At 74.6% G+C, this 16,822-nt stretch carries 13 protein-coding genes and 1 tRNA gene; 6 read left to right on the plus strand and 8 right to left on the minus strand.

Going from position 1 to position 16,822, the window contains the following annotated elements; genetic code table 11:
- The 6 genes from rho to argS all read right to left on the minus strand — a co-directional run.
- Nucleotides 1–2,334, minus strand: a 2,334-nt coding sequence (gene rho, locus IN07_RS21360; protein WP_036340550.1) for a transcription termination factor Rho, incomplete at its 3' end; no start/stop codon positions are given.
- Nucleotides 2,335–2,569: 235 nt separating this feature from the next.
- Nucleotides 2,570–3,550: a homoserine kinase gene (gene thrB, locus IN07_RS21365; protein ID WP_036340200.1), complete on the minus strand. Its 981-nt coding sequence runs from the start codon at nucleotides 3,548–3,550 to the stop codon at nucleotides 2,570–2,572.
- Complete coding sequence (gene thrC, locus IN07_RS21370) at nucleotides 3,551–4,642, minus strand: threonine synthase (RefSeq protein ID WP_052091601.1); 1,092 nt, start codon at nucleotides 4,640–4,642, stop codon at nucleotides 3,551–3,553.
- Between the two features lie 37 nt (nucleotides 4,643–4,679).
- The gene (locus tag IN07_RS21375) at nucleotides 4,680–5,975 is read right to left on the minus strand and encodes a homoserine dehydrogenase (protein WP_036340203.1); all 1,296 of its coding nucleotides are present in this window, start codon (nucleotides 5,973–5,975) and stop codon (nucleotides 4,680–4,682) included.
- Nucleotides 5,972–7,465: a diaminopimelate decarboxylase gene (lysA, locus tag IN07_RS21380; protein WP_036340205.1), complete on the minus strand. Its 1,494-nt coding sequence runs from the start codon at nucleotides 7,463–7,465 to the stop codon at nucleotides 5,972–5,974. Before lysA ends, IN07_RS21375 begins: the two co-directional genes overlap by 4 nt.
- Complete coding sequence (gene argS / locus IN07_RS21385) at nucleotides 7,462–9,123, minus strand: arginine--tRNA ligase (protein WP_036340208.1); 1,662 nt, start codon at nucleotides 9,121–9,123, stop codon at nucleotides 7,462–7,464. The genes lysA and argS overlap by 4 nt, the downstream gene beginning before the upstream one ends.
- A gap of 212 nt (nucleotides 9,124–9,335) precedes the next feature.
- Between argS and IN07_RS21390 the strand changes: the two genes are divergently transcribed.
- From IN07_RS21390 to IN07_RS21400, 3 genes are all read left to right on the plus strand, one after another.
- On the plus strand, nucleotides 9,336–10,133 hold the full coding sequence (locus IN07_RS21390) for a DUF3105 domain-containing protein (protein WP_036340211.1): 798 nt from the start codon (nucleotides 9,336–9,338) through the stop codon (nucleotides 10,131–10,133).
- Between the two features lie 49 nt (nucleotides 10,134–10,182).
- Entirely contained in the window at nucleotides 10,183–10,881 is a 699-nt protein-coding gene (locus tag IN07_RS21395) for a DUF305 domain-containing protein (protein WP_052091602.1), read from the plus strand.
- Nucleotides 10,882–11,001: 120 nt separating this feature from the next.
- Nucleotides 11,002–11,073: transfer RNA gene (locus IN07_RS21400), tRNA-Arg, on the plus strand.
- A gap of 79 nt (nucleotides 11,074–11,152) precedes the next feature.
- On the opposite strand, the gene IN07_RS21405 is transcribed toward IN07_RS21400, so the two are convergent.
- Entirely contained in the window at nucleotides 11,153–12,790 is a 1,638-nt protein-coding gene (locus IN07_RS21405; protein WP_036340214.1) for an ABC-F family ATP-binding cassette domain-containing protein, read from the minus strand.
- 60 nt (nucleotides 12,791–12,850) lie between these two features.
- The gene (locus IN07_RS21410) at nucleotides 12,851–13,972 is read right to left on the minus strand and encodes an adenylate/guanylate cyclase domain-containing protein (protein ID WP_052091603.1); all 1,122 of its coding nucleotides are present in this window, start codon (nucleotides 13,970–13,972) and stop codon (nucleotides 12,851–12,853) included.
- Between the two features lie 312 nt (nucleotides 13,973–14,284).
- On the opposite strand from IN07_RS21410, the gene IN07_RS21415 reads away from it, so the two are divergent.
- The 3 genes from IN07_RS21415 to IN07_RS21425 are packed head-to-tail and all read left to right on the plus strand — an operon-like array spanning nucleotide 14,285 to nucleotide 16,820.
- Nucleotides 14,285–15,202 carry an ABC transporter ATP-binding protein gene (locus tag IN07_RS21415; protein ID WP_036340558.1) on the plus strand — a complete coding sequence of 306 codons (918 nt, stop codon included), beginning with the start codon at nucleotides 14,285–14,287 and terminating at the stop codon, nucleotides 15,200–15,202.
- Nucleotides 15,202–15,969: an ABC transporter permease gene (locus IN07_RS21420; RefSeq protein ID WP_036340220.1), complete on the plus strand. Its 768-nt coding sequence runs from the start codon at nucleotides 15,202–15,204 to the stop codon at nucleotides 15,967–15,969. The genes IN07_RS21415 and IN07_RS21420 overlap by 1 nt, the downstream gene beginning before the upstream one ends.
- A 41-nt stretch (nucleotides 15,970–16,010) precedes the next feature.
- The gene (locus tag IN07_RS21425) at nucleotides 16,011–16,820 is read left to right on the plus strand and encodes an ankyrin repeat domain-containing protein (protein WP_036340223.1); all 810 of its coding nucleotides are present in this window, start codon (nucleotides 16,011–16,013) and stop codon (nucleotides 16,818–16,820) included.
- The last annotated feature ends 2 nt before the right edge of the window (nucleotides 16,821–16,822 follow it).

Here is a 16,822-nt window from a genome sequence, read left to right on the forward strand (position 1 = left end):
CTGGACCTGCATCAGGAACTCGATGTTGTTGCGCGTCTTGCGCATCCGGTCGAGCAGCAGCTCCAGGGCCTGCTGGGGCTCCAGGGCCGACAGCACCCGGCGCAGCTTGATGATGATCGCCAGCTCGTCGGGCGAGAGGAGGATCTCCTCCTTGCGGGTGCCCGAGGCGTTCACGTCGACCGCCGGGAAGACCCGCTTGTCGGCCAGCCGCCGGTCCAGCTTGATCTCGGCGTTCCCGGTGCCCTTGAACTCCTCGAAGATGACCGTGTCCATCGTGGAGCCGGTCTCGACCAGCGCCGAGGCGATGATCGTCAGCGAGCCGCCGTTCTCGATGTTGCGGGCCGCACCGAGGAAGCGCTTGGGCGGGTAGAGCGCCGTGGAGTCGACGCCACCGGAGAGGATGCGCCCGCTGGCGGGGGCCGCCAGGTTGTAGGCGCGACCCAGCCGGGTGATCGAGTCCAGCAGGACGACGACGTCGTGGCCCATCTCGACCAGGCGCTTGGCCCGCTCGATCGACAGCTCGGCGACCGTGGTGTGGTCGGCCGGCGGCCGGTCGAAGGTCGAGGCGATGACCTCGCCCTTCACCGAGCGCTGCATGTCGGTGACCTCTTCGGGCCGCTCGTCGACCAGCACCACCATGAGGTGGACCTCGGGGTTGTTGGTCGTGATCGCGTTGGCGATCGACTGCAGCACCATCGTCTTGCCGGCCTTCGGCGGGCTGACGATCAGCGCCCGCTGACCCTTGCCGATCGGCATGACGAGGTCGATGAGCCGGGTCGTCATCAGGTGCGACTCGGTCTCCAGCCGCAGGCGGTCCTGCGGGTAGAGCGGGGTCAGCTTGGTGAACTCGGGGCGGTTGCGCGCCTGCTCCGGGTCCAGGCCGTTGACCGAGTCCAGCCGCACCAGCGCGTTGTACTTGTCCTTCTTCTCGCCCTCACGGGGCTGACGGACGGCGCCGGTGATGGCGTCGCCGCGGCGCAGGCCGTAGCGACGGACCTGGGACAGCGAGACGTAGACGTCGTTCGGGCCGGTCAGGTACCCCGACGTGCGGACGAACGCGTAGCTGTCCAGCACGTCCAAGATGCCCGCCACCGGGAGGAGGACGTCGTCCTCGCTGACGGTGGGCTCGCCCTGGTCGAAGCGCTCGCGCCCACCGGCGCTGCCGCCGCGCCGGTTGCGGTCGCGGTACCGACGACCACGGCGACCGCGGCCGCCCTCGAAGTCGTCGTCGTCCTCGTCGTTCCGGGTGTCGTTGCGGCCGTCGTTGCGGTTGGCGCCCGCGTCGCCGCGGTTGCCGGGGCCGTCGTTCCGGTTGCCGGGGCCGTCGCTGCGGTTGCCGGGACCGTCGCTGCGGTTGGCGTCCCGGTTGTTGCGACCGGGACGACCGGACTCGCCGTCGTTGCGGTTGCGTCCGCCGCGCTGCTCCCCGTCACGGTCGGCACCCTCGCGGCTGCCCCGCTCGTCCCGGCCGGCGGAGTCCCGGTTGCGGTCCTCGCGGCTGCTCCGCTCCTCGCGGGTGCCGGAGTCGCGGTTGCGGTCCTCGCGCTCGCCGGAGTCGCGGCTCCCCCGCTCCTCGCGGGCGGCGGCGTCGCGGGTGGCGGAGTCGCGGTTGCCGGAGTCCCGGTTGCCCCGCTCCTCGCGCTCGCCGGCTTCCCGGGGCGCGCGCTCGGCGCGGTCCCGGTTGCGGCTGCGCTGCGGCCGGTCACCGTCGGGGCGGGTGTCGGACTGGGCCGGCTCGGCCGCCTCGACCGTGGCCGGCTCCGCGGTGTCGTCTGCGGCGACCGGGGCCGCGGGAGCGGTGACCGGGGAGTCGACGGTGGGCGCCCCGGCCGGACGGCTGGCCCCGCGGCGGCGACGCCCCGCGGGGGCCGTGTCGGCGGGAGCGGCGTCGGCGGGAGGGGCGTCGGCGGGAGCGGCGTCGGTGCTGGGGACGGTCGTCGGACCGCCGTTCGCACCGCCGCTGACCGGGGCCTCCAGGGGCGCGGCCGGAGCGGTGCTGGTCTCGTCGGCGCGGGGAGCGGTGCTCGTCTCGTCGGCGCGGGGAGCGGGCACGCTCGGGGCGCTGGCCGACGCAGCGGCGGAGGAGGCGGGTTCGGCGGCGGAGCCGGCGCCCACCTGCCGCTCGGAGATCGCGGCGACGAGGTCGCTCTTGCGCATCTTGCCGGTGCCGGGGATGCCCAGTTCGCCGGCCAGGCGCTGCAGTTCGGGCAGCAGCATGCCGGACAGTCCGCTGCCACGGCGGCGCGAACGGGGAGCCGTCCCACTGCCGGCAGCTGCCTCGTCGGACGGGGCGGCGTCGCGCTCGCCGTCGATGAGGTCGGTGCTCTCGCTCACGTACAGGTCCTTCCCTGCGGTGACCTGCGCCTACCAGCGCAGGAGGTGACCCGGCCCCGGAACGCGAGAGCCAAGTGCTGGACTCGTCGGATCGATCGGGATGACGCGGGTCTGTGGAGTGCGAGGGGTTCAGCGGCGACGGGTCGACCGTCTGCAACGCCCCGCGTGAGGCTCGCCCGGAGGCGGCTACGTCGTCAGCCTAGACACAGACCGACACACCTTTCAACACAGTCCGTCACGGGTGTGTTCCAGGCGCCCCGGACGATACCGCATCGTGATCACCGGACAGCGGGGTGACGACCGCGCCGGTGGGGTCGACGGGCAGCGGCCGGCACTCCCAGCCCGCCGGCGTCGCCTCCCGCAGGGCCCTGACCTGCACGGCAGCATCCAGCGCACCGGCGTCCTCGTCGGGACCGAGCACCGCCAGCGCCAGCACGCACGGACCGGCGCCGGAGACGACGGCGGCGTGCCCGTCGGCCCGCAGCCGGGCCAGCAGGGCGGCGCTCTCGGGCATGGCCGGCGCCCGCTGCGCCTGGTGCAGCCGGTCCTCGGTGCCCTCGAGGAGCAGGGCCGGGTCGCGGGTGAGCGCGTGCACCAGGAGTGCGGAGCGACCGGCGGCGTGTGCGGCGTCGGCGTGCGGCACCGTCTCGGGCAGCAGCCCCCGGGCCAGGTGCGTGGCCAGCGTGGTGGCCGGGACGAACAGCACCGGGGCGATCCGCGGGTCGACGGCCAGCCGCGCGGCGCGTGCGCCGGAGGGCGTCGTCCAGGACAGCGTCGCCCCACCGAGCAGGCACGGGGCGACGTTGTCCGGGTGGCCCTCCAGCTCCGAGCACAGCCGCAGCACGGCCTCGGCGTCGACCTCGGCGACGTCGGGGCACAGCGCCCACGCCGCCAGGACCCCCGCGGTCACCGCCGCGGCGGAGGAGCCCATCCCCCGGCCCTGCGGGATGGTGTTGCGCGCGGACAACCGCAGGCCGGCCGGCGTCCACCCCAGCTCGGCCGTGGCCGCCCGGAACGCGCGCACCACCAGGTGCGACTCGTCGGTCGGCAGCTCACCGGCGCCGGCACCCGCCACCTCCACGGTCAGCCCACCGTCGGTGACGGCGATGTCGAGGGAGTCCCAGCAGGACAGCGCCAACCCGGCACAGTCGTAGGCCGGACCGAGGTTCGCACTCGTCGCCGGGACGCGGATCCGGGCCGCGGCGGGCTGCTCCACTCAGAGCCCCAGCTGCGCCGCGGCGGCGGCCGCGTCGACCGGGATGGTGACCGGTGCCGGCGCACCGGAGATCGCCCACTCCGGGTCCTTGAGGCCGTTGCCGGTGACCGTGCAGACCACCCGCTGCCCCGGCTCGAGGCCACCGGCCTCGGCCACCTGCAGCAGACCGGCCACCGACGCGGCCGAGGCCGGCTCGACGAAGACCGCCTCGCTGCGGGCCAGCAGCCGGTAGGCGGCGAGGATCGCCCGGTCGGTGACCGCGTCGATCCGGCCACCGGAGGCGTCCCGGGCGTCCAGTGCCTTCGTCCAGGACGCCGGGTTGCCGATCCGGATGGCGGTGGCGATGGTCTCCGGCCGGTCGACCACCCGGCCGGTGACGATGGGCGCGGCGCCGGCGGCCTGGAAGCCCCACATCTTCGGGGTGCGGGTGGCCGGGCCGTCAGCGGCGTACTCGCGGTAGCCCTGCCAGTAGGCGGTAATGTTGCCGGCGTTGCCGACCGGCAGGCAGTGCACGTCCGGGGCGTCGCCCAGCACGTCGACGATCTCGAACGACGCCGTCTTCTGGCCCTCGATGCGGTACTGGTTGACGCTGTTGACCAGGCTGACCGGGTAGTCGATCGCCAGCTTGCTGGCCAGGGCCAGGCAGTCGTCGAAGTTGCCCTCGACCTGCAGCAGCTTCGCCCCGTGCACCAGCGCCTGGGCGAGCTTGCCGGTCGCGATCTTCCCCTGCGGCACGAGCACCGCACAGACCAGCCCTGCGCGCGCGGCGTAGGCCGCGGCACTCGCGCTGGTGTTGCCGGTGGATGCACAGATCACCGCCTGCGCGCCTTCCTCCACGGCCTTGGAGATGGCCATGGTCATGCCGCGGTCCTTGAACGACCCGGTGGGGTTGGCGCCCTCGACCTTCAGCCAGACCTCGCAGCCGGTGCGGCGGGACAACTCCGGTGCCGGCAGCAGCGGGGTGGCGCCCTCCTGCAGCGTGACCACCGGGGTCGCGGGGCCCACCGGCAGCCGGTGCCGGTAGGCCTCGATCAGCCCCGGCCAGTACGGCGAGACGGGAGCGCGCAGCCCCGTCGGGAGTCCAGCGCTCATGACCACATCACCCGTTCGCCTCCGCGGAACACTCCGCTCACAGCCCCTCCACCCGCAGCACGCTGGTCACGCCCCGCACGGCCGACATCTCCCGCAGCCGGGCCACGGTCGTGGCCAGGGCCGCGTCCGGAGCCCGGTGGGTCACGATCACCAGCGTGGCGGCGTCGCCGTGCCCGTCCTGGCGGACGGTGGCGATGCTGACGCCCTGCGCGGCGAACTCGTGCGCGACGGTCGCCAGCACCCCGGGCTTGTCGGCGACGTCGAGGCTGACGTGGTACCGGGTGGGGGTGTCGGCCATCGGCCGCACGGTCAGGCCGGCGTACCCCGTCGTCCCCGGTCCGGCGACGCCGGCCACCCGGTTGCGGGCCACCGCGACCAGGTCGCCGAGCACCGCGCTCGCGGTCGGCTGCCCGCCGGCGCCCTGGCCGTAGAACATCAGCTCACCGGCCGCCTCCGCCTCGACGAAGACGGCGTTGAACGCGCCACCCACCGCCGCCAGCGGGTGGGTGGTCGGGATCATCGCCGGGTGCACCCGGACGGCGACGGAGTCGTCGGCGCCGTCACTGCCCGCGACCCGCTCGCAGATCGCCAGCAGCTTCACCGTGCAGCCGATCTCGGCGGCCCGGGCGACGTCGGCCGCGGAGACCGCGGAGATGCCCTCCCGGTACACGTCGGCGGCGGTGACCGGGGAGTGGAACGCCAGCGAGGCCAGGATCGCGGCCTTGGCGGCGGCGTCGAACCCGTCGACGTCCGCAGTCGGGTCGGCCTCGGCGAACCCGGCCTCGGTCGCTTCGGCCAGCGCCTCGCCGAAGCCGGCCCCGGTCTCCACCATCCGGGACAGGATGTAGTTCGTCGTCCCGTTGACGATGCCGACCACCCGCCGGAGCTGGTCACCGGCCAGCGACTCGCGCAGCGGGCGCAGCAGCGGGATCGCCCCGGCCACCGCGGCCTCGTAGTAGAGGTCGACGCCGGCCTCGGCGGCGGCGGCGTGCAGCGCGACGCCGTCCTCGGCCAGCAGTGCCTTGTTGGCGCTGACCACCGACTTCCCGGCGCCGATGGCGGCCAGCAGCAGCGTGCGGGCGGGCTCGATGCCGCCGATCACCTCGACCACCAGGTCGACGTCGGGCCGGGTGACCAGCTCCTCGGCGTCGGTGGTCAGCAGCTCGGCGGGCACCTCGGGGTGCCGGTCGGGACGGCGGACGGCGACCCCGGCGACCTCCACCCGCCGCCCGATCCGGGCGGTCAGGTCATCGGCCTGCTCGGACAGCAGCCGCAGGACGGCGCCGCCCACGGTGCCGCAGCCCAGCAGGGCCACCTTCAGGGAATCGCTCACGACTGGGCTCCTGCGGCGTGCTCGGGCGCCGGCTGGTCGATCGCCGGGCTGGGGGCGGGCACGTCGGCGAGGACGGCATCGAGGGCGAACACGTCGGACAGTGTCTGACGCCGCACGATCTCGGTCGCCACCCCGTCCCGCACGGCGACCACCGGCGGCTTCAACAGGTAGTTGTAGTTGCTCGCCATCGACCAGCAGTAGGCGCCGGTGGCGGCGACCGCGAGCAGGTCACCGGGCTGGACGTCCGAGGGCAGCCACAGGTCGCGGACCAGCACGTCGCCGCTCTCGCAGTGCTTGCCGACCACCCGGCAGAGCGCCGGCGGGGCGTCGGAGCTGCGGTTGGCCAGCACGCAGGTGTAGCTGGCGTCGTAGAGGGCGGTGCGGATGTTGTCGCTCATCCCGCCGTCGACGGACACGTAGTTGCGCACCAGCGGGGTGCCCGGCGCGCCACTGGCCCCGAGCCGCACGGGCTTGATCGTGCCGATCTCGTACAGCGTGACGGTGCCCGGTCCGGCGATCGCGCGGCCCGGCTCGACGGCCAGCCGGGGCACCGGCAGACCCAGGGCGGCACACTCGGCGGCGATGACCGACCGCAGCTTCACCGCGACGTCCTCGGGGGTGACCGGGTCGTCCTCGGCGAGGTAGGCGATGCCGAACCCGCCGCCGAGGTTGAGCTCGCCGAGCACCTCACCGGTGGCCTGGTGGACCTGGCCGAGCAGGCCGACGACCCGGTGCGCGGCGGCCTCGAAGCCGGCCGTGTCGAAGATCTGCGAGCCGATGTGGCTGTGCAGCCCGGCCAGGTGCAGGCCCGGCTCCCGGATCACCCGGACCGCCGCGGTGAGCGCGTCGCCGGTGGCCAGCGAGAAACCGAACTTCTGGTCCTCGTGGGCGGTGGCGATGAACTCGTGGGTGTGCGCCTCGATGCCCACCGTCGACCGGATGAGCACCGACACCGGCGCGCCGCCGGCGGCCACCCGGGCCTCCCCGAGCGGCACCAGCCGGTCGATCTCGTCGAAGGAGTCGAGCACCACGTGGCCGATCCCGGCGTCGACCGCGAGCTGCAGCTCGACCAGCGACTTGTTGTTGCCGTGCAGCGCGATCCGCTCGGCCGGGAAGCCGGCGGCCAGCGCGACCGCGAGCTCGTTGCCGCTGCAGGCGTCCAGGTGCAGGCCGTCGTCGGCGATCCAGCGGGCCACCTGGCCGCAGAGGAACGCCTTGGAGGCGTAGTGCACGTCGGCGTCGGTGAAGGCGTCGGCGAAGTCGGCGGCGCGGCCGCGGAAGTCGCCCTCGTCCAGCACGAACAGCGGCGTGCCGTGCGCGCGGGCCAGGTCGGTCACCCGGCGGCCACCCAGCTCCAGCTCGCCGTCGACCCGCCGGGCCGACCGCGGCCAGACCTGCGGGTCCAGCACGCCGAGGTCCGCCGGTGCCGGGCCGGCCGCCGGGGGCGGGGCGATGTTGCCGTGCAGCGGACCGGCCGGGTGCGCCCTCACATCCGCTCCGGGGCGGAGACGCCGAGGACGGCCAGGCCGTTGCGCAGCACCGTCGCGGTCGCCGCGCAGAGCCACAACCGGGCCGTGGTCACCGGGGTGGCCTCCTCGTCACCGCGCGGCAGCACCCGGCAGGAGTCGTAGAACCGGTGGTAGGTGCCGGCCAGCTCCTCCAGGTAGCGGGCCACCCGGTGCGGGGCCCGCAGCTCCGCGGCCGAGGCGATCACCCGGGGGAACTCCCCCAGCGCCCGCAGCAGGTCGCCCTCCCGCTGGTGCGCCAGCGCCGCGGTGTCCACGTCGCCGGCCTCACCCAGCGGCAGGCCGAGGTCGGCGGCGCCGCGCAACAGCGAGGAGATCCGGGCGTGGGCGTACTGGACGTAGAAGACCGGGTTGTCGTTGGTCTGCCGGCTCCACAGGTCCAGGTCCAGGTCGATCTGCTGGTCGACCGAGGCCCGGGCGAGGGCGTACCGGGCTGCGTCGGCCCCGACGGCGGCCACCAGGTCCTCCAGCAGCACCACCGTGCCGGCCCGCTTGCTCATCCGCAGCGGCTCCCCGTCGCGGACGAGGTTCACCAGCTGGCCGATCAGGATCTCCAGGTTGACGTCCGGGTCGTCGCCGAGTGCGGCGACCAGCGCCTTGTACCGGCCGATGTAGCCGTGGTGGTCGGCGCCGAGCATGATCACGACCTTGTCGAAGCCGCGCTCGCGCTTGTCCAGGTAGTAGGCGCAGTCGGCGGCGAAGTAGGTCGTCTCGCCGTCGCTCTTGACCAGCACCCGGTCCTTGTCGTCCCCGAAGGTCGTCGTCCGGAGCCAGACGGCGCCGTCGGCCTCGAAGACGTGCCCCTGCTCCCGCAGCCGGGCCACCGCCTTCTCCAGCGCACCGGTCTCGTGCAGCGTGCGCTCGCTGAAGTACACGTCGAAGACGACGCCGAAGTCCGCCAGCGTCCGCTTGATCTCGGCGAACATCAGGTCGACGCCGAGCACCCGGAACCGCTCCTGCTGCTCGGCCTCGGGCAGCTCGAGCACGCCGGGCTCGGCCGCCACCACCTGGGCGGCGATCTCACCGATGTAGTCGCCGGCGTAGCCGTCCTCCGGCACCGGCCGCCCGTGTGCCGCCGCCAGCAGGCTGAGCGCGAACCGGTCGATCTGCGCGCCGGCGTCGTTGAAGTAGTACTCCCGGGTCACCTGCGCGCCGCTGGCCGTCAGCAACCGGCCGAGGGCGTCGCCGACGGCGGCCCACCGGGTGCCGCCGATGTGCACCGGGCCGGTCGGGTTGGCCGAGACGAACTCCAGGTTGAGCCGCTGCCCGGCCAGCACCTCGGTGCGCCCGTAGGCCTCGCCCGCGGCGACCACCCGGACGGCGATCTGCCCCAGCGCGTCCTTGGCCAGGGTGACGTTGAGGAAGCCGGGCCCGGCGACGTCGACCGCCGAGACGCCCTCGACACCGCGCAGTTCGGCAGCCAGCACCTCGGCGACCTCACGCGGCGGGCGCCCGGCGGCCTTGGCCAGCCGGAGCGCCACGTTGGTGGCGTAGTCACCGTGCTCGGGGTTCTTCGGCCGTTCGATCACCACCTCGTCGGGGACGGCGACGGAGAGCACGCCGCGCTCCACGGCCGCCGCGACTGCGGACCGGACGACGTCGCTGAGCTGCTCGGGTGTCACCGTTCGATCGTACGGAGCCGGGCATCCCCGTTCCGACCTGCCCGCCGGGCTGTGGGCCGCGACACCTCCGCCGGGCCACCGACGGCCAGGGGCCACACAGGTCCGCGACCTAGACTCGCACGCGCCGGACGGGAGCAGCCCGGGCCGGACGAGGGCATGCGCTGGCTCGCGAGACAGCGCGGCCCACGACGCACAGCGAGCGAGGAGCGGCAGTGGCCAAGGACCCCAAGCCCGAGAACGGCCGCGCGACCGGCGGCGCTTCCCGTGGGGGGTCACGGGTGCCCGGCAAGGGCTCCGGCGGCCGGGGGCGCACGCGCCCGCCGACCACCGTGGTCACCCAGCAGAAGCCGTGGGGCCTGATCGCCGCCGCCGTCGCGGTGGTCGTCTTCGCCGCGGCGATCATCAGCTACGCCGTCGTCCAGGTGAACGAGTCGAACGCGAACCGGGTCACCGAGGCCAGCCAGATCAGCGGCCTGGAGACCTTCGAGTACGCCGCCGGCCAGGAGCACGTCACCACGCCGGTGAGCTACACCGAGACCCCGCCGGTCGGTGGGCCGCACGACGGTGAGTGGGCCGACTGCACCGGCACCGTCTACGACGTGGACATCCGGCACGAGAACGCCGTCCACTCCATGGAGCACGGCGCCACCTGGATCACCTACGACCCCGAGCTCATCGCCGACGGCGACCTCGCCACGCTCGAGGAGCTGGTCGAGGGCACGTCGGGGCTCATGCTCTCGCCCTACGCCGGCCTGGGCACGCCGATCAGCCTGCAGTCGTGGAACCACCAGCTCGCCGTCGACTCCGCCGACGACGTCCGGGTGCAGCAGTACGCCGACTTCATGACCTACAACGCCGACTTCTACCCCGAGGTCGGGGCCAGCTGCGAGAACCCGCTCTTCATCACCGACCCGCTGGTGGAGGACGGCAACAGCCGGGGCGCCGACGCCATGGTCACCGACGCGCCGACGACGTCGACCCCGGCGGCGGAGACCACCTCGGCCCCCTGACCCACCTCCCGCCCGTCACGCCACCCGCCGCACCACCGGAGAGGACCCGATGACCGATCCCGCGAACGAGGACGGCCGTGGAGCGACGAGCTCCGGCCGGCCGCGGGGCTGGCTGACCGGCGTCCTGGTGGCGGTGATCGCCCTCGGGCTGCTGGTGGCCGGCGGGGGGCTGGCCGTGGCACTGGGCGTGGGGCGCGACGAGCAGCCCACCACCGACTCGGTGGCCGCCGGGTTCTCCCGGGACATGTCCCGGCACCACCTGCAGGCGGTGGAGATGGCGAACCTGGCGCTCACCGAGACCGAGGACCCGGAGATCCGCCAGCTGGCCTTCGACATCTCTGCCACCCAGACCAACCAGCTGGGCCGGATGCAGGGCTGGCTGTCGCTGTGGGACCTGCCGTTCAACGGCGGGGAGACCATGGCGTGGATGTCGGACGGGGAGATGGCCGGACACGACATGGCCGGCCACGAGGCGGCCGGCGCGGCCCTGATGCCGGGGATGGCGACCGAGGCGGAGCTCGCCGAGCTGCGCTCGCTGTCCGGGACGGCGTTCGACCGGATGTTCCTGCAGCTGATGATCCGGCACCACCAGGGCGGGCTGGCCATGGCCGAGTACGGCCGGGAGCACTCCGACGTCGACGTCGTGGAGCGGCTGGCCCGGTCGATAGCGGAGACCCAGGACGCCGAGACGGCCACCATGGCGGCGATGCTCCGGGCGCGTGGCGGGGAGCCCCTGCCGGCACCCTGACCCGGTCGCCGCGGCCGCGGGGCCCCTGCCGGTGACGCATCCGTGGGCTGGTAACGTGCCACGGGCGCCGAGCGGGAGCAGAGCGCAGCACGATCGCAGGACAACACGACACGCGGACGAGCCCCCGTAGCTCAGGGGATAGAGCACTGCCCTCCGGAGGCAGGGGCGCAGGTTCGAATCCTGCCGGGGGCACACCAGCCCAGCTCGCACCGCGACTCCCCGCCCGCCCAGGACACCTCGTCCCGGGCGGGCGGCGTCGTTCCCGGCCCGGTCAGCCCTGCTGGACCCGGCCGTCGGCCACCGCGAACGGCCGGGTGGTGCGCACCGCCTCGAGCATCCGGCGGTCGTGGGTGACCAGCAGCAACGTGCCGGTGTAGTCGGCGAGCGCCTGCTCCAGCTGCTCGATCGCCGGCAGGTCCAGGTGGTTGGTCGGCTCGTCGAGCACCAGCACGTTGACCCCGCGGGCCTGCAGCAGCGCCAGCGCCGCGCGGGTCCGCTCCCCCGGCGACAGGGTGCCGGCCGGCCGCACCACGTGGTCGGCGCGCAGCCCGAACTTGGCCAGCAGCGTGCGCACCTCGGCATCGGGCAGGTCGGGCACCTCGGCCCCGAACGCCGCAGCCAGCGGCTCGTCCCCCAGGAAGCTGCCCCGGACCTGGTCCACCTCGCCCAGTCGCACGCCCGAGCCGAGCGCCGCCGTCCCCTCGTCCAGCGGCAACCGGCCCAGCAGCGCGGCGAGCAGGGTGCTCTTCCCCGACCCGTTGGCCCCGGTGATCGCCACCCGGTCGCCCCAGTCGACCTGCAGGTCCACCGGTCCGAGGGTGAACCCGCCACGTCGGACGACGGCGCCACGGAGCGTGGCGACCACGGCGCCGGCCCGCGGAGCCGCCGCGATCTCCATCCGCAGCTCCCACTCCTTGCGCGGCTCCTCGACCACCTCGAGTCGCTCGATCCGCCGCTCGGTCTGCTTGGCCTTGGCGGCCTGTTTCTCCGACGAGGACCGGTTGGCCGCCTTGATGTGCTTGTCGCCGTCCTTGGACTTCTTGATCGAGTCACGGACGCCCTTGGCCATCCAGTTGCGCTGCATCCGCGCCCGGGACTCCAGTGAGGCCTTGGTGTCGGCGAACTCATCGAACTCCTCGCGGGCGTGCCGACGCGCCACCTCCCGCTCGACCAGGTAGGCCTCGTAGCCGCCGTCGTGCACCCGCACCAACTGCTGGGTCAGGTCCAGCTCCACCACCCGGGTGACGGTGCGGGCGAGGAACTCGCGGTCGTGGCTGACCAGCACCACGCCGGTGCGCAGGCCGGCGACGAAGCGCTCCAGCTGCTCCAGCCCGGCCAGGTCGAGGTCGTTGGTGGGCTCGTCGAGCAGCAGGACGTCGTACCGGCTGAGCAGCAGCGACGCCAGCCCGACCCGGGCGGTCTGCCCGCCGGAGAGCCCGACCGTCGGCGCGTCCAGTGCCACACCGGGAGCCACCGAGGCGACCACCGCCTCGGCGCGCTCGGCCAGGTCGGCACCGCCGAGGGCCAGCCAGCGCTCCAGCGCGTCGCCGTACCGGTCGTCGGCGCCCGGGGCACCCGCGGTGAGCGCCTCGGTGGCCTCCTCCATGACCCGCTCGGCGGCGGCGACCCCGGTCCGCCGGGCCAGCAGGTCGAGCACGGTCTCCCCCGGCCGCCGGTCGGTCTCCTGCGGGAGGTAGCCGACCGTCGCCGACGGCGGGCTGAGCGCGATCTCCCCCGACTCGGCCGGCAGCACCCCGGCCAGGGTCTGCAACAGGGTGGACTTGCCCGCGCCGTTCACCCCGACCAGGCCGACGACGTCGCCGGGGGCGACGACCAGGTCGAGGTCGGCGAACAGGACCCGGGCGCCGTGACCGGCGGCCAGTCCACGGGCGAGCAGCGTGGCGGACACCCGCCCATGGTGCCGTCCGCCGGCCGGACGTCCGGTGAGCGGCCCCGGCGCGGACCGGGGTCAGTCGGCGAAGGGGCCGGCGCCGCCGGGCGGATCCTCGTCCTCGGGGAGCGCGAGGACGTCGTCGGCGATCTCGTCGAGCAGCTCCTCGAACGCGGCCACCCCCGGCGCCTCGTCGCCCGCGCCGCGCCGGCGGACCAGCCAGGGGCGCAGGTTGTCGTAGCCGCGCACCGACACCCGGCGCAGCGGCCGGACCCGGTACTCCCGGACACCGCGCAGCTCGCGCGCCAGCTGCTCGTCGACCAGCACGGTCGAGGGCCGGGCGAGCGAGGTGAGCCGGCTGGCCAGGTTGACCACCGGGGAGTACACGTCCCCGAGCCGGGTGAGCACCGCCCCGTGGGCAGCACCCACCCGCAGCGGTGGACGGTCCGCGGCGGTCCACTCGTCGGGCAGCAGCAGCGCGATCTCCACGGCGTCCACCGGGTCGGCGCAGGTGAACAGCACGCCGTCCCCGACCGTCTTCACCACCCGGCCGCGGAACCGGGCGATGACGTCGGCGGCCAGCCCCTCGAAGTCCTCGACCATCGCGCCCAGCTCCCGCCCGCCCATGCCGCGGCTGCGCGAGGTGTAGCCGACCAGGTCGGCGAAGCCGACCGCCAGCTCCCGCCGGTCCCCGGACCCCGGGGTGGCGAGGAACAGCCGCCCGGCGTTGGCGGCCAGGTGCCGCCGCCAGACGTAGTCCTGCAGCTCGCGCATGAGCGGCAGCAGCCGCTCGGTGGACCGGACGGCGTCGGCCTCCACCGCCGCGCGGTCCTCCGGCGGGCCGCCGGGGGCGGCGAGCAGGGTGGCCAGCATGTCGGTCTGCCAGTCGGCCAGCCGGGACAGCGACTGCCCCATGGCGCGGGCGATGGACGCCTCGGCGCCGGGCTCGACGAAGCCCGAGTCGATCAGCGCCGACAGCCGGGCCAGGGCGGTGACGTCGGCGTCGGTGAACGCCGGATCGCCCTCGGGGACGTCGGCGAAGCCCAGGGCACGCCACAGCCGCTGCGTGCGCTCGGGTGGCATGCCGGCCAGCTCGGCCACCTGCCGGCGGGTGTACCGGCGTGGCCCCTCGAGCAGCAGCCGCTCCAGGGACTCACGCGGATCGGGACCGTCGGCGGGACCCGGCTCGGACGTCGGCAGCGCTCAGCCCGCGCGGTGTGCAGCGGCCGGCCGGCCGCTGGTGCTGCGAGAGACGGTCACCGGACCTCCTCGGCGGGCGTTCGTCGGCCGCGTGCACGGCACTGCTGGGACATCCGTCGGTGTGCGAGCTCGCCCACCCGGGCGGAACCTACCGAACCCACGACCGATCGGGTGCCACCTCCCGCCGCCGGAGTCCTCGCGTCGGAGGGCGCCGGTGCGCTTGGATGGCCCCGGCGCCGGACCCGCCGGCGGAACGAGGAGGACGAGATCAGCAGCGGCAGATCGGCCGCCGTCGACCCCGTCAGGGTCGAGGTGAACGGCCTCACGAAGACGTTCGGCAAGGTGCGCGCGGTCGACGACCTGAGCTTCACCGTCGAACCCGGGCAGGTGACCGGTTTCCTGGGGCCCAACGGCGCGGGGAAGACCACCACGCTGCGGATGGCACTGGGCCTGATCACGCCCGACACCGGGACGACCACGTTCAACGGCGTCGGCTACCCGGGGCTGCCCGAGCCGATGCGCCAGGTCGGCGCGGTGCTGGAGACGGCGTTCCACCCGGCGCGCAGCGGTCGCGACCACCTGCGGGTGTACTGCCGCGCGACCGGCCTGCCGGTCGGCCGCGCCGACGAGGTGCTCGGCCTGGTCGGGCTCGGCACCGCAGGCCGACGCCGGGCCGGGGGCTACTCCCTGGGCATGCGCCAGCGCCTCGGGCTGGCCACGGCACTGCTGGGGGACCCGGCCGTGCTGGTGCTCGACGAGCCGGCCAACGGCCTGGACCCGGAGGGCATCCAGTGGCTGCGCGGGTTCCTCCGCCACCTGGCCCACGACCAGGGCCGCACCGTACTGGTGTCCAGCCACCTGCTGTCCGAGGTCGAGCAGACCGCCGACCGGGTGGTGATCGTCGGCGCCGGCAAGCTCGTCCGCCAGGGGACGCTGGCCGAGCTGCGCTCCGGCAGCGCCGGCAGTGTGCTGGTGCGCAGTCCGCAGACCACCGCGCTGGCCGACCTGCTGCGCGCCGACGGGACGACGGTGGCCCCGACCGACGCGACCTCCGACGGGCTGACGGTCACCGGGCTGAGCACCGACGAGATCGGCCGGCGGGCGTTCGCCGGCGGGATCGAGCTGCACGAACTGCGGTCGCGCACCAGCGGGCTGGAAGAGGTGTACTTCCGGCTCACCGCCGGCTCGGAGCAGTACGCCGCCGTCCCCGCCGAGCAGGGAGCCGTCTGATGGGCACCGTCGTGGCACGACTGGTCCGCGCGGAGTGGACGAAGCTCTTCACCACCCGGGTGTGGATCGGGCTGCTGATCGGCGCCTGCGTGCTGTCCGGCGCCTTCGCGGCGCTGTTCACCGCCTTCGCCGGCAACCCGGACAGCGGGTTGCCGCCGCTGGACTCCCCCGCGTACGGCCAGCTGGCCTTCTCCCTCGCCACGAACGCGACGGTGATCTCGGTGGTCCTCGGCATCATCGGGATCACCCAGGAGTACCGGCACCGCACCGCGACGCCGACCTTCCTCGCCACCCCGCAGCGGGGCCGGGTGGTGATCGCCAAGCTGCTGGCCTACGCCCTGGTGGCGATCCCCTACGCGGTCATCGTCTGCGCCGTGACCGTGGCGGTGGTGCTGGTCTACGGCAACGCCCGGGGTGGCGCCCCGGAGCTGAGCGGCAACAACCTCGAGGTGCTCGCCTTCGCCGGTCTCGCGCTGGTCATCTACACGGTGATCGGGGTGGGCCTGGGCGCGCTGCTGAAGAACCAGGTCGGCGCCATCGTCGCCGCACTGATCTACCTCTTCGTCGTGGAACCGCTGCTGCGCAGCATCCCGGCGACCTCGGGGGCCTACAAGTGGCTGCCCGGTGGCGCGCTGGAGGCGATGACGGCGACCTTCGAGGGCCCGGACCTGCTCGAGCAGTGGCAGGGCGCCCTCCTGCTGCTGGGCTACGGCCTGGCCGCCGCGCTGCTCGGCACGCTGCTGGCCGTCCGCCGGGACGTGGCCTGAGTGCGCACCCACCGGGACCCGACGACGCCGGAGGTCGCTGCGTGACGAGTCGGATGACCGTCCAGCGGCTCGGCCGACTGGTCACCGACGGCGAGCTCGGTGCCGTCCGGGCGGCCGTGCAGGAGCAGCCGCACCTGCTGTCGGCCACCGTCGAGCGGGACGGCGCGGACGGCTGGACCGCGCTGCACCTGGCCGTCCTCGCCGGGCAGGCCCCGATGGTCGCCGCACTGGTCGAGGCCGGGGCCGACCCGACCGCCCGGACCGAGGACGGCCGCACACCCCTGCACCTGGCCCTGGTGCACGCGCCGGCCCTGGTGGAGGTGCTCCGCGAGGCGGGTGCGCCCGTCGACGCCGCCTCCGCGGCGTTCCTGGGCGAGGTCGAGACGCTGTCCCGGGCGCTGGACGACGGCGTCCCGCTCACCGACCCGGCCACCGACACCGACCTGCTGAGCTGGGCGGCGGCCGGTGGCCGACCCGGCACGGTCCAGGTGCTGCTGGACCGCGGCGCGGCACCCGGCCGGGCGCTGCACGCCGCGGCCGCCGGGGGTGCGCCGGCGGTCGTCCAGGCGCTGCTCGCGGCAGGCGCGGACGCCGACGAACGTGACCCGGTCACCGGCCGCACCCCCCTGCACGCCGCCGTCGCCGGCGCCGCCTCAGGTGGCGATGTCCAGGCGGTGGTGCGGCTGCTGCTCGACGCCGGGGCCGACGTGGACGCCACCACCCACGACGGCGCCTCCGCCCTGGACATCGCCCGGGTGGCGGCCGCACGGCAGCGCGCCGAGGCCGCCGGGGACCCGCCGGTGGCCGACTCGCTCGCCGAGATGCTGGTCACCGCCGGCGCGAGCGGATGACG

It is taken from the genome of Modestobacter caceresii, assembly GCF_000761485.1.
GTDB lineage: Bacteria > Actinomycetota > Actinomycetes > Mycobacteriales > Geodermatophilaceae > Modestobacter > Modestobacter caceresii.